This window comes from Arthrobacter sp. ok909 (assembly GCF_900104405.1).
Lineage (GTDB): Bacteria > Actinomycetota > Actinomycetes > Actinomycetales > Micrococcaceae > Arthrobacter > Arthrobacter humicola.
Map to the genome: position 1 here is coordinate 362,591 of NZ_FNJS01000001.1, position 20,836 is coordinate 383,426.

At 64.1% G+C, this 20,836-nt stretch carries 19 protein-coding genes and 2 tRNA genes; 14 read left to right on the top strand and 7 right to left on the bottom strand.

Going from position 1 to position 20,836, the window contains the following annotated elements:
• Positions 1-7: 7 nt before the first annotated feature.
• From yidD to rpmH, 3 genes are read right to left on the bottom strand one after another with little or no spacing between them, the layout of a single operon-like run.
• Positions 8-385, bottom strand: a complete 378-nt coding sequence (gene yidD / locus BLR03_RS01600; RefSeq protein ID WP_091248850.1) for a membrane protein insertion efficiency factor YidD — start codon at positions 383-385, stop codon at positions 8-10.
• Positions 382-822 (bottom strand): ribonuclease P protein component, encoded by a 441-nt coding sequence (gene rnpA / locus BLR03_RS01605; protein WP_091248542.1) that lies wholly within the window; start codon positions 820-822, stop codon positions 382-384. The genes yidD and rnpA overlap by 4 nt, the downstream gene beginning before the upstream one ends.
• A gap of 41 nt (positions 823-863) precedes the next feature.
• Positions 864-1,001: a 50S ribosomal protein L34 gene (rpmH, locus tag BLR03_RS01610; RefSeq protein ID WP_003800212.1), complete on the bottom strand. Its 138-nt coding sequence runs from the start codon at positions 999-1,001 to the stop codon at positions 864-866.
• A 463-nt stretch (positions 1,002-1,464) separates the two neighbouring features.
• Here rpmH and dnaA point away from each other — a divergent pair, with 463 nt between their 5' ends.
• The 11 genes from dnaA (at position 1,465) to BLR03_RS01660 (ending at position 13,831) form a co-directional block, all read left to right on the top strand.
• Complete coding sequence (dnaA, locus tag BLR03_RS01615; RefSeq protein ID WP_018775671.1) at positions 1,465-2,886, top strand: chromosomal replication initiator protein DnaA; 1,422 nt, start codon at positions 1,465-1,467, stop codon at positions 2,884-2,886.
• 585 nt (positions 2,887-3,471) lie between these two features.
• Positions 3,472-4,596, top strand: coding sequence for a DNA polymerase III subunit beta (gene dnaN / locus BLR03_RS01620; protein WP_091248545.1), 1,125 nt, complete (start codon positions 3,472-3,474; stop codon positions 4,594-4,596).
• 98 nt (positions 4,597-4,694) lie between these two features.
• Positions 4,695-5,579 carry a phosphogluconate dehydrogenase (NAD(+)-dependent, decarboxylating) gene (gene gnd, locus BLR03_RS01625; protein ID WP_091248546.1) on the top strand — a complete coding sequence of 295 codons (885 nt, stop codon included), beginning with the start codon at positions 4,695-4,697 and terminating at the stop codon, positions 5,577-5,579.
• Positions 5,580-5,606: 27 nt separating this feature from the next.
• Positions 5,607-6,824: a DNA replication/repair protein RecF gene (recF, locus tag BLR03_RS01630; protein WP_091248549.1), complete on the top strand. Its 1,218-nt coding sequence runs from the start codon at positions 5,607-5,609 to the stop codon at positions 6,822-6,824.
• Positions 6,821-7,381 (top strand): DciA family protein, encoded by a 561-nt coding sequence (locus tag BLR03_RS01635; RefSeq protein ID WP_091248553.1) that lies wholly within the window; start codon positions 6,821-6,823, stop codon positions 7,379-7,381. The genes recF and BLR03_RS01635 overlap by 4 nt, the downstream gene beginning before the upstream one ends.
• A gap of 465 nt (positions 7,382-7,846) precedes the next feature.
• Entirely contained in the window at positions 7,847-9,892 is a 2,046-nt protein-coding gene (gene gyrB, locus BLR03_RS01640; protein ID WP_302846560.1) for a DNA topoisomerase (ATP-hydrolyzing) subunit B, read from the top strand.
• A 59-nt stretch (positions 9,893-9,951) separates the two neighbouring features.
• Positions 9,952-12,699: a DNA gyrase subunit A gene (gene gyrA / locus BLR03_RS01645; RefSeq protein ID WP_091248556.1), complete on the top strand. Its 2,748-nt coding sequence runs from the start codon at positions 9,952-9,954 to the stop codon at positions 12,697-12,699.
• Positions 12,696-13,328, top strand: a complete 633-nt coding sequence (locus tag BLR03_RS01650; RefSeq protein ID WP_091248559.1) for a DUF3566 domain-containing protein — start codon at positions 12,696-12,698, stop codon at positions 13,326-13,328. Before gyrA ends, BLR03_RS01650 begins: the two co-directional genes overlap by 4 nt.
• 97 nt (positions 13,329-13,425) lie before the next feature.
• Positions 13,426-13,499: transfer RNA gene (locus tag BLR03_RS01655), tRNA-Ile, on the top strand.
• A 69-nt stretch (positions 13,500-13,568) separates the two neighbouring features.
• Positions 13,569-13,685 (top strand): DLW-39 family protein, encoded by a 117-nt coding sequence (locus BLR03_RS24670; protein ID WP_217639728.1) that lies wholly within the window; start codon positions 13,569-13,571, stop codon positions 13,683-13,685.
• A 70-nt stretch (positions 13,686-13,755) separates the two neighbouring features.
• Positions 13,756-13,831 (top strand) — tRNA-Ala (locus BLR03_RS01660).
• A gap of 75 nt (positions 13,832-13,906) precedes the next feature.
• Here BLR03_RS01660 and BLR03_RS01665 read toward each other — a convergent pair.
• On the bottom strand, positions 13,907-14,275 hold the full coding sequence (locus tag BLR03_RS01665) for a cupin domain-containing protein (RefSeq protein ID WP_091248561.1): 369 nt from the start codon (positions 14,273-14,275) through the stop codon (positions 13,907-13,909).
• A gap of 130 nt (positions 14,276-14,405) precedes the next feature.
• On the opposite strand from BLR03_RS01665, the gene BLR03_RS01670 reads away from it, so the two are divergent.
• A complete protein-coding gene (locus BLR03_RS01670) occupies positions 14,406-15,350 on the top strand; it encodes a DMT family transporter (protein ID WP_091248564.1) in 945 nt (314 codons plus the stop codon).
• 33 nt (positions 15,351-15,383) lie between these two features.
• On the opposite strand, the gene BLR03_RS01675 is transcribed toward BLR03_RS01670, so the two are convergent.
• The gene (locus BLR03_RS01675; protein ID WP_091248566.1) at positions 15,384-16,256 is read right to left on the bottom strand and encodes a glycosyltransferase family 2 protein; all 873 of its coding nucleotides are present in this window, start codon (positions 16,254-16,256) and stop codon (positions 15,384-15,386) included.
• A 177-nt stretch (positions 16,257-16,433) separates the two neighbouring features.
• A complete protein-coding gene (locus tag BLR03_RS01680; protein WP_091248569.1) occupies positions 16,434-17,429 on the bottom strand; it encodes a hypothetical protein in 996 nt (331 codons plus the stop codon).
• Positions 17,430-17,584: 155 nt separating this feature from the next.
• On the opposite strand from BLR03_RS01680, the gene BLR03_RS01685 reads away from it, so the two are divergent.
• Together BLR03_RS01685 and BLR03_RS01690 are read left to right on the top strand one after the other, a co-directional pair.
• Entirely contained in the window at positions 17,585-18,130 is a 546-nt protein-coding gene (locus tag BLR03_RS01685; RefSeq protein ID WP_091248570.1) for a peptidylprolyl isomerase, read from the top strand.
• 9 nt (positions 18,131-18,139) lie between these two features.
• Positions 18,140-19,006 carry a rhomboid family intramembrane serine protease gene (locus BLR03_RS01690; protein WP_091248573.1) on the top strand — a complete coding sequence of 289 codons (867 nt, stop codon included), beginning with the start codon at positions 18,140-18,142 and terminating at the stop codon, positions 19,004-19,006.
• Positions 19,007-20,188: 1,182 nt separating this feature from the next.
• On the opposite strand, the gene BLR03_RS01695 is transcribed toward BLR03_RS01690, so the two are convergent.
• Positions 20,189-20,794 carry a DNA-3-methyladenine glycosylase I gene (locus tag BLR03_RS01695; RefSeq protein WP_091248575.1) on the bottom strand — a complete coding sequence of 202 codons (606 nt, stop codon included), beginning with the start codon at positions 20,792-20,794 and terminating at the stop codon, positions 20,189-20,191.
• Positions 20,795-20,836: the final 42 nt, after the last annotated feature.

Below are 20,836 nucleotides of genomic sequence, written 5' to 3' on the forward strand. Positions count from 1 at the left end.
CTATTCGTCAGGCCGCAGGGCGGCCTTCTCCATCAGGCTGAGCAGCCAAGTACTTGTCCGGATTGTTCAGCACAACAATTGTGGGGGTGTGGTCGGCCGGCCACTCCCGGTGCCCGGCGGGAACATGGTCCACACCGCCGGCATTCCATGGATGGCAGCGCAACAGGCGCCGGGCCGCCAGCCAGCTTCCCTTCACGGCACCGTGTACCGTGATTGCCTCAAGGGCATAGGCCGAACAGCTGGGGAAGAAGCGGCACACCTGGCCGTACAGCGGCGAGACCACCTTGCGGTAGGCCATCAGCAGCAGGATGAGAATGTTGCGGGGCAGGTTCCAGACCACCTTGCCCAACCAGTGCAATGCAGATCCGAGAGTCACAACGCTCAGGCGGGGGACGACGGCGGCAGTTGAGTTACGCACGCGGGGGTCCCTTCCTGTGTTGTCTCGTAAGAACCTGATGAAGCAGCCTTTGGAAGGCGGTTGCCCAGCCGCTTCATGGTCGTTTCCAAAGCGGCGTCATAGTCTGCGAGCAGCTGGTCCCAGCTGGCCCCCGCCGCGGCGGGCAGCGCCCGGACCACGATGGCGAACCCGCTGCCGTATTTCTGCAACGACAAGGCGCCGGCTTCTCTCAGTCTCCTCTTAACGAGGTTCCTGACAACAGCGTTCCCGACACTCTTGGAAACGATGAATCCGATCCGGCTTGGTTCATCGGCAGCGAGAGCTGCCGTATATAACACTACGTTCCGGCGTCCATTGCGGACACCGGAACGTACAGTTGTTGAAAAATCGGTTGATGTCCGCAGACGGTTCCTGGTGGCTAGCACCGTTAAACTCGCACAGGGATGTGGACCGACGAGTCAGTTATTTAGGCCGACAGTTCGGTGCGGCCCTTGCCACGACGGGCTGCCAGGATGGCACGGCCGGCACGGGTACGCATACGAAGGCGGAAGCCGTGCTTCTTGGCTCGACGGCGGTTATTCGGCTGAAAAGTCCGCTTGCTCACGTTAGTTACTCCAGTGGATCAAAGGTGCGCCCACCCGATCAAGGGGAAGAACTGGCCGACGCTAAGTTTTGTATGTGCCGCTTCCCTCGTAACTCGCACGGCGCAGGGCGTCGGGAAAGATTCAAATGAGGCGAAAAGCGTACACATGGGACTTCACAACGTTAGGGCTTGCCAGCCTCCGGAGTCAAACCGAGGGTCGGCTCGCAGCCTTTCCCCAGCTGTGGCTAACTGCCGTCGCAGCCTGTGGATGAAGTGCGTCACGCGCCCCGTTTGAGAACCACAACGGTGTAATTATCCACAGGAGAGAACCCAGCTATCTTCTAGCGTTTTCATCCCCTACAGTGTCTCAGTAACCCCTTATCCACGGACTGTGCATAACCCTGTGGATTGAGCCGGGCCGGCGCGCAGCTCCGGACCGCGTGGATGCACGTAATGCAGGCCAGCAAGTTTGAGGAACTGATTGATGACAGTAGACGAAGCCAACCAAGCCAACACTGTCGGAAGTTCCTGGCGGCGGGTTGTGAGCCTTCTGGAGAACGACCACCGGGTCTCTCCCCGGCAGCGCGGCTTCGTCATCCTGGCCCAGGCACAGGGCCTGATCGGTTCCACCCTTCTGGTGGCTGTCCCCAACGAGCTCACCCGCGAAGTCCTGCAGACCCAGGTCAAGGAAGCCCTGGACGACGCCCTCCGGAGCGTTTTCTCCGACGAAATCCGCTGCGCGATCGACGTCGACACCGATCTGGTGCCGCTGCACACGGAACCCGAACCCGCCGTCGAGCTTTCCCTCGCCGCCGATCCGACTGTGGAGTTGAAGCCGCAGCCGATGCTGCCGAGCACCTCACACGAATTCGGCCGGCTCAACCCGAAGTACGTCTTTGACACCTTCGTCATCGGATCCTCCAACCGGTTCGCCCATGCGGCTGCCGTGGCTGTGGCGGAGGCGCCGGCGAAGGCCTACAACCCGCTGTTCATCTACGGCGACTCGGGACTGGGCAAAACCCACCTGCTCCACGCGATCGGCCACTACGCACGCCGGCTCTACAGCGGAATCCGGGTCCGGTACGTCAACTCCGAGGAATTCACCAACGACTTCATCAACTCCATCCGTGACGATGAAGGCACCAGCTTCAAAACCACGTACCGCAACGTGGATGTGCTGCTGATCGACGACATCCAGTTCCTCGCCGGCAAGGATCGGACGCTGGAGGAGTTCTTCCACACGTTCAACGCCCTGCACAACAACAACAAGCAGGTGGTCATCACCTCCGACCAGCCGCCAAAGCTACTCGCCGGATTCGAAGACCGCATGAAGTCACGCTTCGAGTGGGGCCTGCTGACCGATATCCAGCCCCCGGAACTCGAAACCCGCATCGCGATCCTTCGGAAGAAGGCCCTGAGCGAAGGCCTCTCCGCCCCGGATGACGCCCTCGAATACATCGCGTCGAAGATTTCCAGCAACATCCGCGAACTTGAAGGCGCCCTCATCCGGGTCACGGCCTTCGCCAGCCTGAACCGGCAGCCGGTGGATGTGGCCCTGGCCGAGATGGTGCTCAAGGACCTCATCACCGACGACGGTGCGCAGGAAATCACTTCGGCCCAGATCCTCACCCAGACGGCCGACTACTTCAAGCTCAGCATGGAAGAGCTCTGCAGCAAGTCGCGCACCCGCACCCTGGTGACCGCACGGCAGATCGCAATGTACCTGTGCCGGGAGCTCACGGACATGTCCCTGCCCAAGATCGGCCAGGAGCTCGGCGGCCGCGACCACACCACCGTGATCCACGCGGACCGGAAGATCCGCGAACTGATGGCCGAGCGCCGGGTCATCTACAACCAGGTGACCGAGCTGACCAACCGGATCAAGCAGCAGCAGCGCAATTCCTGAGCCGTCGGTCGGCGCACTCTTACCTTATTAACAGGGCCCTGTGGACAACCCTGTGGATACTTAAGGGGACAACCGCGGTTAATGGGCTTAAAACCCTTAAGGCGCCTGTGGATCGGCGATCCGGCCAAAAATCTTGTCCCCATCCACACCCTGTTTAAAACCTGCTCCACCCACAGCCCATGAACAGGGCTTAACCGCGGATTCGCACGGCAGGATCGAGTTATCCACAGTTTCCACAGCAGTTATTAACACTACTAATCCCAAGAAAATGAAATTCCCTCAAACAACAATCTCGTTCCCGCCTCCCCGCAGCGCCCAGGCCCGTTCCGGACCGGCGCCGGAGACCGGCCCCGTGAACCACACTCGTGTAAGCCGGGGATGGGAGAAACGCTCACCTTGGGGCTAAGCTGTCTGCAGTGCGTCCGTCCCGGACATCTTTTGTGGTTCCCACCGGGCCATGGAGCCGGGGAGGGCGGACGCTTCCCTTGTTGACGGAGTTCGGCAGTCCTGCCGGGGTCCGCGGCAGCTTGAGATGTTTTAGCGATTTTCAGCACTGACAGCAGCAATGAAAGGCGGCACCCTTCCGTGAAGTTCAGAGTCGAACGGGACGTCCTGGCAGAAGCCGTGACATGGACCGCCCGGTCGTTGTCTCCGCGGCCGCCTGTTCCCGTACTTTCAGGCCTGCTCCTGAAGGCTGAAGCCGGTACCGTCAGCCTCTCGAGCTTCGATTACGAGACCTCCGCCAGGCTCGAAATCCCTGCTGACATCAGCACCGAAGGCACCATCCTGGTGTCCGGACGCCTGCTCGCGGACATCTGCCGCAGCCTCCCCTCCGCCCCCGTCGAGGTCGAAACTGACGGCAACAAGGTGACACTGACGTGCCGCCGAAGCAGCTTCCACTTGGCCACGATGCCCGAGGCCGAATACCCGCCACTGCCGGCCCTGCCCACCATCAGCGGCACCGTTCCAGGCGATTCGTTTGCCCAGGCGGTATCCCAGGTGATCATCGCGGCCAGCAAGGATGACACGTTACCGATCCTGACCGGTGTGCGGATGGAGATCGAGGACGATCTCATCACCCTCCTGGCCACCGACCGCTACCGCCTGGCCATGCGGGAAGTCCCGTGGAAGCCTGTGACTCCCGGAATCTCCACGAGCGCGCTGGTCAAGGCTAAGACACTGAACGAAGTGGCAAAAACCCTGGGCAGCAGCGGCGACATCAACATCGCCCTTGCCGACGATGACAGCCGGCTGATCGGTTTCGAGAGCGGCGGCAGGACCACCACCTCGCTCCTGGTGGATGGTGACTACCCCAAGATCCGTTCGCTCTTCCCGGAATCCACGCCCATTCACGCCACCGTGCAGACGCAGGAACTGGTCGAGGCCGTGCGCCGCGTCTCGCTGGTCGCCGAACGGAACACCCCTGTCCGCCTCGCCTTCACCCAGGGCCAGTTGCATCTGGATGCCGGCACCGGCGAAGACGCGCAGGCCTCGGAGGAACTCGAAGCCCAGTTGACCGGTGAGGACATCACCGTCGCCTTCAACCCGCACTACCTGATCGAAGGCCTGAGCGTCATCGAAACCAAATTCGTGCGCTTCTCCTTCACCACCGCGCCCAAACCGGCCATGATCACGGCCCAGCAGGACGCAGAGGGTGAAGACCAGGGCGATTACCGCTACCTCGTCATGCCCGTCAGGCTCCCCAACTAACAGATCTGGCCGTTTTAACCCCTCAAAACGGCCACAACTGCCAGTCAGCTCGGTGACGTCACCAACGAAGCACCCCAGCGCAGAAAAGAGTTCATCCCGTGCACATCGGACTAATCGGCCTTGGAAAAATGGGCTTCAACATGCGCGAACGCCTGCGCAACGGCGGGATCGAGGTCACCGGTCTTGACCGGAACCCGGACATTACCGACGTCGCCACCGTGGATGAGCTCATCGCCGCCGTCCCGGCTCCGCGCCTCATCTGGGTCATGGTCCCCTCGGGCGACATCACCGACGCCGTAATCACCGAGCTGGGCAACAAGCTCGACGCCGGCGACCTCGTCATTGACGGCGGCAACTCGCGGTTCACTGAAGACCAGAAACACGGTGCCGCGCTGGCCGAAAAGGGCATCAGCTTTGCGGATTGTGGCGTCTCGGGCGGAGTATGGGGCCTCCAGAACGGCTACGGCCTCATGGCGGGTGGCGATGCTGCGGACATCGAGCGCGCCCTCCCCGTCTTCGATGCCCTCCGTCCTGCCGGCGAACGCGCCGACAGCTTCGTCCACGTGGGCGGCGTCGGCGCCGGCCACTACGCCAAGATGGTCCACAACGGAATCGAATACGGCCTGATGCAGGCCTACGCGGAAGGGTACGAACTCCTGGCCGCGAAGGACATCGTCGCCGATCTTCCCGGGACCTTCCGGGCCTGGCAGAAGGGCACTGTTGTCCGCTCGTGGCTCCTGGACCTCATGGTCAAGGCCCTCGACGAGGACCCCGGACTGGAATCGATCTCCGACTACGTCGAGGATTCGGGCGAAGGCCGCTGGACTGTCGAGGAAGCGATCGCCAACGCCGTGCCCGCGCCGGCCATCACGGCTGCGCTGTTCGCCAGGTTCTCCTCCCGCGAGGACAACTCGCCGGCCATGAAGATGGTGTCCGCGCTGCGCCACCAGTTCGGCGGCCACGCGACCCGGCCGGCCAAGTAATCCTGCCCGTGAGGTCCTGAATCCCGCGTGTACCTAGAAAAGCTCTCGCTCACAGATTTTCGCAGCTACGCCCAGGTTGATCTCAGCCTGGAGCCCGGAGTCACCGTCCTGGTGGGGTCCAACGGCATCGGCAAGACCAACCTGATGGAAGCAATCGGGTATCTGGCCACGCTCAACTCGCACCGGGTCAGCACGGATGCGCCGCTGCTGCGGTTCGGCACCGAGCGGGCGATGATCAGGGCCAAGCTGGTCCGCGGCGAGCAGGCCACCGTCCTGGAACTGGAAATCAACGCGTCCCGGGCCAACCGCGGACGGATCAACCGGAGCAATCCGGTCCGCGCCCGGGATCTTCTCGGCATCTGCCAGACGGTGCTCTTCGCACCGGAAGACTTGGCGCTGGTCAAGGGCGATCCGTCCAACCGCCGCCGGTTTCTGGACGAACTCCTGGTCAGCCTCATGCCGCGGCACGCCGCCACCAGAAGTGACTATGACCGGGTCCTGAAGCAGCGCAACGCCCTGCTCAAATCGGCACGGGCCGGAAAATTCACGGCCGGGCATGAGGCAACGCTGGATGTCTGGGACCAGCACATGGCGCGGGCCGGGGCCGAACTCCTGCATGCCCGCCTTGAGCTTGTCGACCGCCTGCAGCCGCACCTGAAAAGCGCCTACGCGCAGCTCACCGACGGCTCAAAGGAAGCGTCCGCGGTGTACCGGTCCACGCTGCAGGACATCCTGGACGACGACGGCGCCGCATCGCGGCCCGCGGGAGACTCCGGAAACGGAGCCGAGGCCGCCGCGCCCGCGGAGGACCTGCGCCTGCTCGACGTCGGGCAGCTCACCGACCGGTACATCCAGGCCTTTGCCGCGTCCCGCCGCAGGGAACTGGAACGGGGTATCTCATTGGTGGGACCGCACCGCGACGAGCTGGAGCTCGTGCTGGGATCGGCCCCGGCCAAGGGCTACGCCTCGCACGGGGAAACCTGGTCCATGTGCCTGTCGCTGCGCCTGGCCTCGTACTACGTCATGCTCGACGACGCCCGCACCGGCGGCTCGCCTCCGATCCTGATCCTGGACGACGTTTTTGCCGAGCTTGACGTCCAGCGGCGGCGTAAACTGGCCGCAATAGTATCCGGCGCCGAGCAAGTGCTGGTCACTGCCGCCGTCGAGGACGATATCCCGGCGGAACTGACCGGACGGCGGGTGAAGGTCATCCCGGGAGGAATCGATGAGCAGGACAATCGATGAATAAGGATACCGACGGCGGCCTGCAGCCGGGCCGCGACCCCGACGACATCGATGCGGCCCAGGCCGCATTGAACAGGATGCGCGACGCCGCCGCGGCCCGGGGCGAGATCCGGCGTGCGGTCCCGCGCTCCGGCACTGGACCCCAAAAACCTGCCCGCAGCGCGCGCGGAACCCGCGGGTTCTCCCAATTCCACGGCACCGGGCGGGATCCGCTGGGCCTGGGCAAGGTCGTGGGACGCCTTGTGGCCGAACGCGGCTGGACCTCGCCGGTGGCCGTCGGATCCGTCATGGCACAGTGGGCCGTTCTGGTGGGGCCGGAAATCTCCGCTCACTGCACCCCCGAGAGTTTCACGGACACAACCTTGCATGTGCGGACCGATTCAACGGCGTGGGCAACCCAGCTGCGGCTGCTAAGCAGCAGCCTGCTGGAAAAATTCCGCACCGAGCTCGGCGACGGCGTCGTGACCAGCATTCAAGTGCTTGGACCGGCCGCACCAAGCTGGCGCAAGGGCCTCCGGACGGTCAACGGCCGAGGACCCCGGGACACGTACGGATAGCCCCGGAGGGCACGGCCCGCGCCGGATCTGAAGCACTTCTTGCAAAAACCCTTGAAAAATCCCCGAACGGCGTGTAGGGCGCTCGAACGCCCCGGAGTCGTATAGGCACCCTAGGGCTGGACCCCGAATGCCTTGCAGGGGGAGCCAGCGGCCTCTCAGCGGCACTTTCCCGCTCGTTTGGCGCCCTGGAATGCGGGTTTGCGCCCTATAACACGATAGAATCGTTGAAGATAACTGGGCGCCGGTGAAACGTTGACTGAGTCCGTTTCCGACGCAGTTTCAGCGCGCGGCGGACGGATCCCAAGTCGGCGTAACCCCGGAGCCGTCAGTGACGTGCCTGTTGGCAGGAGCCCTTTCCACGGTAGAGGCAAGGGCCGGCCTTCAACGAACATAGAGGAGTCGAAAGCGCCTGTGGCTAACGACAATGCAGACATCCGGTCAGCGGAAGATGTAGTGGAAGACGTAGTGCAAGAGGCGGGGGTAGCGGGGTCGTCCGGGACCGCGACTTCGCACGAATACGGCGCCAGTGACATCACGGTCCTTGAAGGCCTGGAGGCGGTCCGGAAGCGTCCGGGCATGTACATCGGTTCCACCGGTCCCCGCGGCCTGCACCACTTGGTCTACGAAGTCGTCGACAACTCAGTTGATGAGGCATTGGCCGGCTACTGCACCCACATCGAAATCGTGCTGCAGGCCGACGGCGGCGTCAAAGTGGTGGACAACGGCCGCGGCATCCCGGTCGACATGCACCCGACCGAGCACAAACCCACGGTGGAAGTCGTCATGACCATCCTGCACGCCGGCGGCAAGTTCGGTGGTGGCGGCTACGCGGTCTCGGGCGGCCTGCACGGCGTCGGCATCTCCGTGGTCAACGCGCTCTCCAGCAGGGTCAACACCGAAGTGCGCCGCCAGGGCCACGTCTGGCGGATGTCCTTCGCCGATGGCGGCAAGCCACAGGGCGGCCTGGTCCAGGGCGAGGAAACCTCCGAGACCGGAACCACCCAGACGTTCTACCCGGACGCCGGCATCTTCGAGACCACGGAATTCGACTTCGAGACGCTCCGCGCACGCTTCCAGCAGATGGCGTTCCTGAACAAGGGGCTGCGTATCACCCTGACCGACGAACGCCGCGCCCCGGAGGAGCCGTCCGAGGACGCGGACCTCGATCTGGACGCCGTTGCCGTCGAGGGCGAAGTCCCCGCGGAGTTCCACACCGTCGTCTACCAGTACGACGACGGCCTGCTGGACTACGTCAAGCACCTGAACTCCGGCAAGAAGGTCGATGTGGTCCATGAGGACGTCATCGCCTTCGAGACCGAGGACACGGAACGCCACATCGCCCTGGAAATGGCGATGCAGTGGACCAACGCGTACTCCGAGAGCGTCCACACCTACGCCAACACCATCAACACGCATGAGGGCGGCACCCACGAAGAAGGCTTCCGTGCCGCGATGACGTCGCTCATCAACCGCTATGCGCGCGAGAAGAACATCATCAAGGAAAAGGACGACAACCTCACCGGTGACGACATCCGAGAAGGCCTGACGGCGGTCATTTCCGTGAAGCTCTCCGAGCCGCAGTTCGAAGGTCAGACCAAGACCAAGCTCGGCAACTCGGAGGTCAAGGGCTTTGTCCAGCGGGTTGTCACCGACGGGCTGGGCGACTGGCTCGAGCGCAACCCCGGCCCCGCCCGGGACGTTATCCGCAAAGCGATCTCGGCCGCCCAGGCGCGCATGGCGGCCCGGAAGGCCCGGGACAACGCCCGCCGCAAGAGCCCGCTGGAATCCTTCGGCATGCCCGGCAAGCTTTCCGACTGCTCCTCCAAGAACCCGGAGAAGTGCGAGGTTTACATTGTGGAGGGTGACTCGGCCGGCGGTTCGGCCAAACGCGGCCGGAACCCGGAGACCCAGGCCATTCTGCCGCTCCGCGGCAAGATCCTGAACGTGGAACGCGCCCGCCTGGACAAGGCACTCGGCAATGCCGAGGTCCAGTCCATGATCACGGCCTTCGGCACCGGCATTGGCGAAGACTTCGACCTCGCCAAGCTGCGGTACCACAAGATCGTGCTCATGGCAGATGCCGACGTCGACGGCCAGCACATCACGACGCTGCTGATGACACTGCTGTTCCGCTACATGCGCCCGCTGATCGAAAACGGCTTCGTCTATCTCGCCCAGCCGCCGCTGTACCGGATCAAGTGGTCCAACGCCCCGCACGATTACGTCTACAGCGACCGTGAACGGGACGCGAAACTGCTCTCCGGCCAGGCCGCCGGCCGCCGGATCCCCAAGGACAACGGCATCCAGCGCTACAAGGGCCTCGGCGAAATGGACTACACGGAGCTGTGGGACACCACCATGGACCCGGACCACCGGACCCTCCTGCAGGTGACGATGGACGACGCCCTAGCAGCGGACCAGATCTTCTCCGTCCTGATGGGCGAGGACGTGGAATCGCGCCGGAACTTCATTCAGCAGAACGCCAAGGACGTTCGGTTCCTGGATATCTAGCGGCGAAAAACCCCTAATATTCCTGAGCTGATATATACCTGAAACGGAAAATATAGACTATGAGTGACGAAACACCCGAGGTGCCGGTCGGTTCGACCGGCTCCGAGCCCGTCCTTGAAGGCGCCATCCTCGACGGCGATGTACTGACCGACCGCGTCGAGCAGGTGGACCTGCAGACGGAGATGCAGCGCTCCTACCTCGACTACGCCATGGCCGTCATCGTGGGCCGCGCCCTGCCGGATGTCCGGGACGGCCTCAAGCCGGTCCACCGCCGCGTGCTTTACGCGATGTTCGACGGCGGCTACCGCCCCGACCGCTCCTTCAACAAGTGCGCCCGCGTGGTGGGCGAGGTCATGGGCCAGTACCACCCGCACGGCGACACAGCGATCTACGATGCCCTGGTCCGCCTGATCCAGGACTGGACCATGCGCTACCCGCTGGCGCTCGGCCAGGGAAACTTCGGTTCGCCCGGCAACGACGGGGCCGCGGCCCCGCGGTACACCGAAACGAAGATGGCGCCGCTCGCAATGGAGATGGTCCGGGACATCGACGAGGAAACTGTCGACTTCCAGGACAACTACGACGGCAAGAACCAGGAACCGACCATTCTGCCGGCCCGGTTCCCGAACCTGCTGGTCAACGGCTCCTCGGGCATCGCCGTCGGCATGGCCACCAATATCCCGCCGCACAACCTCCGGGAAGTCGCCGACGGCGTCCAGTGGTACCTCCAGAACCCGACGGCCAGCCGCGAAGAGCTGCTCGAAGAGCTCATCCTGCGCATCAAGGGACCGGACTTCCCGACCGGTGCCACGATCCTCGGGCACAAGGGCATCGAGGACGCCTACCGCACCGGCCGCGGCTCCATCACCATGCGCGCGGTGGTCAACGTCGAGGAGCTCCAGGGCCGCACGTGCCTGGTGGTCACCGAACTGCCGTACCAGGCCAACCCGGACAACCTGGCTATCAAGATCGCCGAGCTGGTCAGGGACGGCAAGATCTCCGGCATCGCCGACCTCCGCGATGAGACCTCCGGCCGCACCGGCCAGCGCCTGGTGATCGTGCTCAAGCGCGACGCCGTGGCCAAGGTGGTGCTCAACAACCTCTACAAGCACACCCAGCTCCAGGACAACTTCGCGGCAAACATGCTCGCGATCGTTGATGGCGTGCCTCGCACGCTCAGCCTTGATGCGTTCATCCGCCACTGGGTCACCCACCAGATGGACGTCATCGCCCGCCGCACGCGCTACCGCCTGCGCAAGGCCGAGGAAGAGGCGCACATCCTGCGCGCCCTGCTCAAGGCGCTGGACATGCTGGACGAGGTCATCGCCCTCATCCGCGCCTCCAACACCACTGAGGCCGCCCGCGACGGGCTCATGGAACTGCTGGACATCGACGAACTGCAGGCCCGGGCCATCCTGGACATGCAGCTGCGCCGGCTTGCGGCACTGGAACGCCAGAAGATCCAGGACCGCCATGCCGAACTCGAGGCCCTCATTGCCGAGTACAACTCGATCCTGGCCTCGGAAGAGCGCCAGCGCGAGATCATCAGCACCGAACTGGGCGAAATCGTAGCCAAGCACGGCGATGACCGCCGCACCAAGGTGCTCATGGGGTTCGATGGCGACATGTCCATGGAGGACCTGATCCCCGAAGAAGAAATGGTGGTCACCATTACCCGCGGCGGGTACGTCAAGCGCACCCGCAGCGACAACTACCGCTCCCAGCAGCGCGGCGGCAAGGGCATCAAGGGTGCCCAGTTGCGCGGGGACGACGTCGTGGAGCACTTCTTTGTCACCACCACTCACCACTGGCTGCTCTTCTTCACCAACTTGGGACGTGTCTACCGGGCCAAGGCCTACGAGCTCGCCGAGGCCGGACGCGATGCCAAGGGCCAGCACGTGGCCAACCTGCTGGCTTTCCAGCCGGATGAGCACATCGCCCAGGTTCTGGACCTGAAGGACTACCAGCACGCTCCGTACTTGGTGCTGGCCACCAAGCGCGGCCTGGTCAAGAAGACGCGGCTGGAGGACTACGACACCAACCGGTCCGCCGGCGTGATCGCCATCAACCTGCGAGACGGCGACGAGCTCGTCTCGGCCCAGCTGGTCTCCGAAACCGACGATCTCATGCTGGTCTCCCGCAAGGGCCAGTCCATCCGCTTCACCGCGACGGACGAGGCGCTGCGCCCGATGGGCCGCGCCACTTCCGGCGTTACCGGCATGAAGTTCCGTGAGGACGACGAACTGCTCGCAGCCGACGTCGTGAAGGACGGCTCGTTCGTGTTCATCGTGACCGAAGGCGGCTTCGCCAAGCGGACCGCGGTAGAGGAATACCGGCTCCAAGGCCGCGGCGGCCTCGGCATCAAGGTCGGCAAATACCAGGAGGAGCGCGGGCACCTTGTCGGCGCACTGATCGTCCAGGAAGAGGACGAGGTCCTGGTGGTCATGGAGGGCGGCAAAGTCGTCCGCTCCTCGGTCAGCGGTGTGCCGGCCAAGGGCCGGGACACGATGGGCGTGATCTTCGCCAAGCCGGACAAGAACGACCGCATCATCGCCGTTGCGCGCAACAGCGAACGCGGGCTGGAAGGCGAAGAACCAGCCGAAGGCGAATCTACCGGTGAAGATACCGGGGAAGAGGCCGGCGGCGACGCTCAAACTCGGGCTTCCTCGCCGGATGACGTAACGTTGGCTGAAGATGGCGGATTGCACGAGAGGTCCGCAGCGGCAGAATCAGTACCGGCCCCGGAGTCAGATGAGTCATCAGGCAATGCCGAGCTGGACGAAGACAACACCGGAGGTAACGAGTGAGTAATTCCGACTCATATCCCAAACCGAGCAGCGGCGTGCCGGGCGGAGTGCGGCAACCCACTGCCGCACCGCGCGTGGGCGCTCCCTCGCGTCCGCAGCAGCGCCCCGGTGTGTCCGGCGCGGCCACGGCTGCAGGCCAGCGTCCGCCGGCCCCCGGCCAGCGCCCCGCAGTGCCCGGCCAGCGCCCCACCGCGCCGGGACAGCGCCCCGCTCAGTCCGGGGGGCAGAACTCGGCCGGACTGATCAAGCCTGCCCCCAAGGCCAAGGTCCGCCGGGCCAGGCTGCTGATCAGCAAGGTGGACCCCTGGTCCGTGCTGAAAATGGCCTTCCTGCTCTCCGTAGCCCTGGGCATCGTCACGGTCGTGGCGGCAATCGTGCTCTGGACCGTCCTGGACCTGACCGGGATCTTCGACCAGGTGGACAGCCTGCTCGGGACCCTCGCGGGCTCCGAAGGCGGCGGCTTCGAACTGAAGAAGGTGGCATCCCTGGGGCAGGTGGCGTCGTTCGCCACCATCATCGCCGTGATCAACGTGGTGCTGCTGACGGCACTGTCCATGCTTTCCGCGGTGCTGTACAACATCGCGGCGACGCTCGTGGGCGGCATCGGCGTGACCCTCACGGACGACTAAACCCGTATTTTTCCGCGGAATCCTGCGGAAAAGTGCCTCGATTTGAGATCGGGCCGGGATGTGCTGTAAAGTCATATCTCGGCCCGATGAGGCATCGGGGCGTATAGCTCAGGCGGTTAGAGCGCTTCGCTGATAACGAAGAGGTCCCAGGTTCAAGTCCTGGTACGCCCACGGAACCTGTACTGGTTCTGATAGAGGTTAGTGAAGGTTCGTCGATGACTGAACCGGAACGGGGTGCGTGTGAAGAAGTTGCTGGTTATCGCAGCCACGGTCGCAGGCGTCTTCCTCTACCGGAAGGTGCAGGAATCCGAAGCCCGGAAAGTAGTCTGGAGCAACTCAACCGATACGGTTGATTAGCCCGGCCCCAGAAATGGAAGCTGAAATCAGCTCTCCGGAACTAGGGTATGATTGACGGGTTGCTTCTTATGGGGGCATGGCGCAATTGGTAGCGCACCTGCTTTGCAAGCAGGGGGTTCGGGGTTCGAGTCCCCGTGCCTCCACCATGAGAAGAGTCCCGGATCGCGGAAACGCGGCCCGGGACTCTTTGCATATCCGGGCAGAGGCGCCTGCCTGCAGACTCACTCCTTCGGCTTCGCGTAGTCCGACATCCCTTGCCAGTCGATGTACACATAGGGTTCGTCGCCGAGGACCCAAGCATCGTGACCCGGCGGGATGACCCCGAAGTCGCCGGGACCGAATTCGATTTCTTCGCCGTCGTCCATGACGACTTTTAGACGGCCCGAGACGGTGTAGCCCTTGTGGGCAACCATGCAACTGTCCGTTTGGGCGATCGGCTTGACGTGCTGAGACCACTTCCAGCCCGGCAGGAAGGTCGCTCGCGCCACCGGTCCGGCGTCGAGGTTGACGAGGTCCACCTGACCCATGCCTTCGGCAACGGGGCGTGTTTCTTCCGGCTGGTCCAGGCTCTTGCGGATCATTGACGCCATGATGGTCTCCTTCTTTGATGATGGTGAGACCGGACTGTGAGACCGCGATTTAAGACTGGCACCGCGGTATGTGCGGGTCAAGGAGTAGCGGACGGAAGGGCCCCGCCGTCGGTCCCACTAGTGTGGGAGCGTGAACTTTTTACTTGCCGCCGTCGGGGTGCTTGGTGTGGCTTCGTCCGGGCCGCTCATTGCCGCCACGCTGGGTGCCACCTCGGTCAGTGCCCTCGCCATCGCCTTCTGGCGCAACGCGATTGGGGCCGTCGTCATGGCTGGTCCAGTGTTGGTCCGCAGCCCGCGCCAGTTCGGCAGAGTGACCGGAATCGAGTTCCGCTGGTCGCTCGCCGCGGCGGTGGCCCTGGCGCTGCATTTTGCTTGCTTCATCACCTCCCTGCAGCTGACATCGGTTGCAGCGGCGACGGCGCTGGTGTGCCTGCAATCGGGCTGGATCGCAGTTTTCCAGATGTTCCGGGGCGTTCGGCACCCGTGGCCGGTCCTGGTGGGGCTGGGGATCGCGTTCGCCGGTGTCGTGACGATTACCGGCTTCGACATGGGCACCTCTCCGCAGGCGCTCCTGGGCGATCTCCTGGCGGTGGCCGGCGGGGCCCTGGCGGGCATGTACACGCTTGCCGGAGGCAAAGCCCGGCAGACCATGGGAACCGGCATCTATACGACGCTCTGCTATGGCATGTGCGCCGCGATTGTGGCGGGGATGGCCTTGTTGGCGGGACAGCCGCTGGCAGGGTTCGAGGCGGCTGGCTGGCTGGGGATCCTTGCCGTCACGGTGTGCGCCCAGCTCGTGGGGCACACGGCGTTCAACCACCTGCTGGCGACGATGAGCCCGCTGCTCGTATCGATGATCATCCTGCTGGAAATTCCGGGTGCGGCGCTCTTGGCTGCCGCGTTCCTTGGCGAGACGCTGCCGGCCGGGACCTATGCCGGACTGGCGATGATCCTGGTGGGGCTCGCCGTCGTCGTTCTGGGGCAGCGCAGGTCACGGCTTGCCCGGGGCGGCGCGGTGGTACCACGCGCGGAGGGACCAGGCACTGAACGGCTGGCGGAGCTCGGCACGGACTAGACCGCGGCTCTTGCTGGCGGCTGTTGGCAGCGCCTATTGGCCGCCGCGGCGGGCGGGCTGCGCGGTGTTGACCGTGTGAATGGCGCGGAGCAGCTTTGCCGGGAAGTAGACCGAGAAGAACACCACCATGGGCGCCTTCAGGGCCATCTTCTTGACGTTGTGGGCCTTGTAGGTGCGGTCAAAGCGCGTCACGTAGTAGCGGTAGTCGCGGGGCGAATCCTCGAGCCGCCGGGCGGACATGCCCGAGATCATCTGCGGCCAGTACTGGATCCGGAGATCGTGGTCCGCCAGGTGCAGCGAGAGGTCAATGTCCTCGTGCATTTCGTCCCGTTCATCCCGGCAGGTTTCGGCCCGGATGGTTTCCCAGGCCGAACGGCGGAGGGCCATGTTGGAGCCGAAGAGGAAGTGATACTGGTGCTTGGCAAGCTTGAGCATCAGTTGGCGCATTTTGTCGTCGGCCTTGAGCCCGAAGCGGCGCATCGGCATGTCGTAGTAGACCACCGGACCCGTTGCGGCGTGCACCGAGTCGTCCCTGAAGGCTTTCTGGACCTGCTCCACCCAGTCAGGCTCCAGCACGGAGTCGGCGTCGATCCTGCCGAGGATGTCGCCTGTAGCGTGGTCCAGACCGAAGTTACGCGTGGGGATGAGTCCCTGAGCGCTGTGCTGGCTGAGCAGGATGATGGGACTCTCCGGATACTCGAGCTGCATCTGGCGCACGATGTCCGCCGTGCGGTCCTTGGACAGATTGTCCACCACAATGATTTCGTGGGCCGGCACCGACTGGTAGACCGCGGCAATCAGACACTGCCGGATGACGCTTTCCTCGTTGTACGCCGGGATCACGATCGACACAGACGGCGGCGGAGCGGTAATCAGGTCGTCCTGGGGTGATCTATGGGGTGACATCACCACAAATTTAGCATCTAGCCTGCAGGCTGAAGCCGGGCCGCGGCGCGCACCGGCGCAGGACCGGGCGAAATAAAGGGAGGGATCCCGCCCCATGGCGGAATCCCTCCCTCGGAGAGTTGCGGAATACCTGCCGGACGCCGGGCGGAGCCCGGCGACGGCTCGGCTCGGCCGGTGCTACTGGCCCGGCTTGTTCGAGCCGTTGTTCAGGTTGGACGCGATGTTGCGTACGGCGGTCTTGGCATCGGTGGCAACCTTGGCTGCAGCCGTCGCGGTGTCGTCGGCAACGTCCTTGGCCGCCTCCGCTGCGTCGTCGGCCGCTGCCGCTGTCGCGTCGGATGCCTCCGCGGAGGCATCAGCCGCGGCGTCGGCTGCCGCAACTGTGGCGGCGCCGGCCTTGTCGGCAGCGTCTTTGAGCGTCTCGTTGACGCTGCTGGCCGCGACAGGGGCCGGCGTTACCGGCGTCGGCACCTTCCAGGGGTCCTCCACCGGCTTGGAAGCCTTCCAGGCGGCAACACCGGCAGCAGCTGCGGCAGCGATGATGCCGAAGATCAGCAGCCCGCGGTGCTTGTGCTTGGGCTTCTGCGGCTTGGCGAGCTTCGCGCTGGCGGTCTTACCGGCCTCGGCGGCGGCGGCCTTGATGTTCTTTCCGGCAGCCTTGGCCTGCTTTTTGGTGACCTGGGCCTGTTCCTGGACGCTGCGGACCACGCCGGAGTCAACAAGCTTCTGCGCCACGGCGTCCACATGGGCCGGAGCGTTCTCCAGCGTGCGGTGGACGGCCTCGGAAGCGTGCCCGAGCTGGTCGGAAAGCTTGGGCAGGTACTCGACCACCACCCGGTCGCGTGCGCTGGCGATCACGGGGGACGCCTTGTCCACGGCTTCGTGCAGGCGCGGAGTCGCGCCCTCGGCGGCTTCGGTGATCTTCGGCGCAAGGTGGGCCAGACTGTCCTGAAGGCGGGGGGTGACGGTGGCAACGCTGCCGGCCAGATTGTGGGCTGCCGACTTGAGCCCTTCCTGAATCTTGGGGGATGCGGTGTCCAGTCCATGCTGCAACCGGGGAACAGCCCAATTCACGGCCGCTTCAACCCGCGGTGCCGCCCAATCCTTGGCGTTGTCTACTCCGGTGCTGACTGACTGCTCAAGGTCACGGGCAATACGATCCGATTTCTTCACAACTACCTCCCGATTAATGTGACGGTTCTGCTGTTAGCCTACGTGTCTAGGAACGCACCGGCTATTCTTCAGACTGATTTCCAGTGGATTTCACCCAGCGCGGAACTGACTGCCCGGCCCTATGTGCATGGACCCGTCATGGAAGAATGGGCCCTATGACTGCCAACGCAACCGCAAAAGCCACTATCCACACGAGCCTCGGCGACATCGTCGTCAACCTCTTTGGCAACCACGCGCCGAAGACCGTCGACAACTTCGTCGGACTGGCCACCGGTGAGAAGGCCTGGACCCACCCGGAAACGGGCGAGGACAAGACGGGCACGCCGCTCTACAACGGCACTATCTTCCACCGCATCATCAAGGACTTCATGATCCAGGCCGGCGATCCGCTGGGCCGCGGCACGGGCGGACCGGGCTACAAGTTCGACGACGAAATCCACCCGGAACTGACGTTCAACGAGCCGTACAAGCTGGCCATGGCCAACGCCGGCATCCAGATGGGCCGCGGCACCAACGGTTCGCAGTTCTTCATCACCACCATCCCCACGGGCTGGTTGCAGGGCAAGCACAGCATCTTCGGCGAGGTCGCCGATGAAGAATCCAAGAAGGTCGTTGACGCGATCGAGGGCGTCCGCACCGGAATGGGCGACCGCCCCGTCGAGGACGTCACCATCAACAGCATTGATATCGAGAAGCTCTAACCCCACACCATGAGCTACGGAGTTCCGGCGGCAGAGCCGTCCGCGGAGATCCCGGTGTGCCCCAGGCACCCGGACCGGCCCGCCTATGTGCGCTGCCAGCGATGCGGGCGCCCTGCGTGCCCCGATTGCCAGCGGGCGGCCGCCGTCGGATTCCAATGCGTTGACTGCGTCAACGAAACCAAACGCGCGACGCCGACCGTCAGGACTGTCTACGGCGGCGCCGTGACCATCGGCAAACCGGTAGTCACTTTCGTGATCATCGGCCTGTGCGCCCTTGTTTATGCCCTGCAGTGGCTCGTCCCCAACGACGGGATCTACCAGCAGCTGGCCTACGCCCCCGCCTTCACTGACAGCGAGCCATGGCGGATGCTCACGTCGGCATTCCTGCACTCCCAGGGATTCCTGCTCCACATCGTCCTGAACATGTACACGCTGTGGATTTTCGGCCAGATCCTTGAACCGCTGCTGGGCCATGTGCGCTTCCTGGCGATCTATCTGCTCTCCGCCGTCGGCGGCTCGGCCGGCTTCCTCCTGCTGACCCCGGTCTATCCCGTGAACGGCCCCGTTGGCCTCGTGGGAGCCTCCGGCGCCATCTTCGGCCTGTTCGGCGCCCTGTTGGTGGTCCAGCGGCAACGCGGCGGCGATATCCGCCAACTCCTGGTCCTGATCGCCATCAACGGCGTCATCGGATTCATGGTCCCCCAGATCGCGTGGCAGGCCCATCTTGGCGGCCTCGTCACCGGCGCCCTGAGCGCCGTCGTCATTGCCTACACTCCCCGCGGACCCCGGCAGACGCTGATCCAGGTGATCGGCCTCGCCGGCGTCCTGGCCCTGGTGATCGTCGTTTCAGCCGTCCGGATGGCCGGCGCCGCTTAAGTCAGGCCCGCCTCCGCCACCTTTGCGGTATGCCCCGGCGGCGCCCTTTGCCGCCGATCGCGCCTGCGCCCTGCCGTACTCGTGCCCATCCATCCGGGCGCAGTTCCGGGCAGTTTAGTCCGGGGGCACTTCGACGTGAACATGCCGCTCCCAGGCCGTCTATCGCCGTCTCCGGCCCGCAAAGCCGCCCCCGACGGCGTGCCTCACCGGCCCTGCCGGCACGTCTCGGACAGGCTGTCTACACCCACCCGCCTGCCCCCGTCCGCACCCCCGGGGGAAGCCCGTCCGCTCTGCGGCGATTTCCGCTGCCGCGGGTGGAAGTTTTCCACAGGGGTTATCCACATTGTTAATAACTTACATGCGTGTAGTTCGTGCCGGGTTTCCCGATCTGACGGCCACAGCTGGCGAATTTCAGGGAGCGTGGTGAAACAGTCCGATGGATCTCCACACCTGTGGATAACTTCTGTGGGTTGCCCTGTGAGTAAGTGGACAACTCTCTGTGTTCGCCAGGTTCGCTGCATCGCCCTGCAGCAACGCGGCTCCAGGAACCGCAGATGCGCTGCCGGCGTCCCGTGTCGCTGGATCGTACGTCAACATCGTCGCCATGTGCAGCGGTCACGTCGTGTGATCCGGCCGCGCTTCAAGCCGCACGGCACGCGCCGCCGGCCGACCCGAGGTCTTTCAACAGGGTTATTCACAGTGTTAATAACTTGATGCCCTTAGCAGGCACGCGAAGAAATCCGGCTCATGGCCCACCAGCAAGGCATGCCGGATCCCCGAGCCGGCGGTTATCCCCAACTGTGGATAACTTGTGGGTAGAACACTGTTACTAAGTGGATAACTTATTCGTCGCAGTCCGTCGGCCGGAACAGTCGCTTCTGGGGTGGCCCGGCATGGCTGCGGAGGGCCTGACGGACCGGTCGGCCGATCCACGACACTTTTCCACAGGGAATCCACACTGTTAATAACTTACAGCTTTGTAATTCATGGCCCGGGGGAGATCCCGCCGTCTCCGGGGCGGCCAGATGCGGCCTTTTAACCGGGCTGGAAGGCGCAAATGAACGGAAACTTATGAACAATGTGGATAAGTTTCCCCAGACTTTTGCACACCTGTGGATAAAGCCGGCTCACGCATCCGGCGCTGCGCGGCACCGCGTCAGGCTGCCCTGCAGGACCGCGGCATCAGTGCGGCCAGACGCCCGACGTTCCGCGCCGGTGGCTGTCCAGCAGATGGGTATCCACCATGCCGATGGCTTCCATGAGCGCAAACATGGTGGTGGGTCCGACGAACGCAAAGCCCTTCTTGCGCAGCGCCTTGGACAGCGCCACGGACTCGGCCGAGGTCGTGGGGACCTGATCCAGCGAATGGGGCCGGGGCGTGGTTGAGGGCTGAAACGCCCAGACGAAGTCGACCAGGCCGCCGTCGTCCCGCAAAGCCAGAGTGGCCCTGGCGTTGGTGATCGTTGCCTGGATCTTGAGCCTGTTCCGGACAATGCCGGTATCAAGCATGAGCCGTTCCACATCGGCGTCGGTGAAGGACGCAACCGTCTCCGGGTGGAAGTCCTTGAATGCCGCACGGAAAGCGGGCCGCTTCCGCAGGATCGTCGCCCAGGACAACCCGGCCTGGAACCCCTCGAGGCAGATTCGTTCGTAGAGACCCCGCTCATCCCGGACGGGCATTCCCCACTCGGTGTCGTAGTACTCACGCAGCATGGGATCCACGGCTGCCCACACAGGCCGCGCCAGCCCGTCGTCGCCAATAATTGAGCCGCTTACTGCCGGGGTCATCTGGAATCCTTCTCTGGGTTAATGCCGCTCCCAGCATTATCG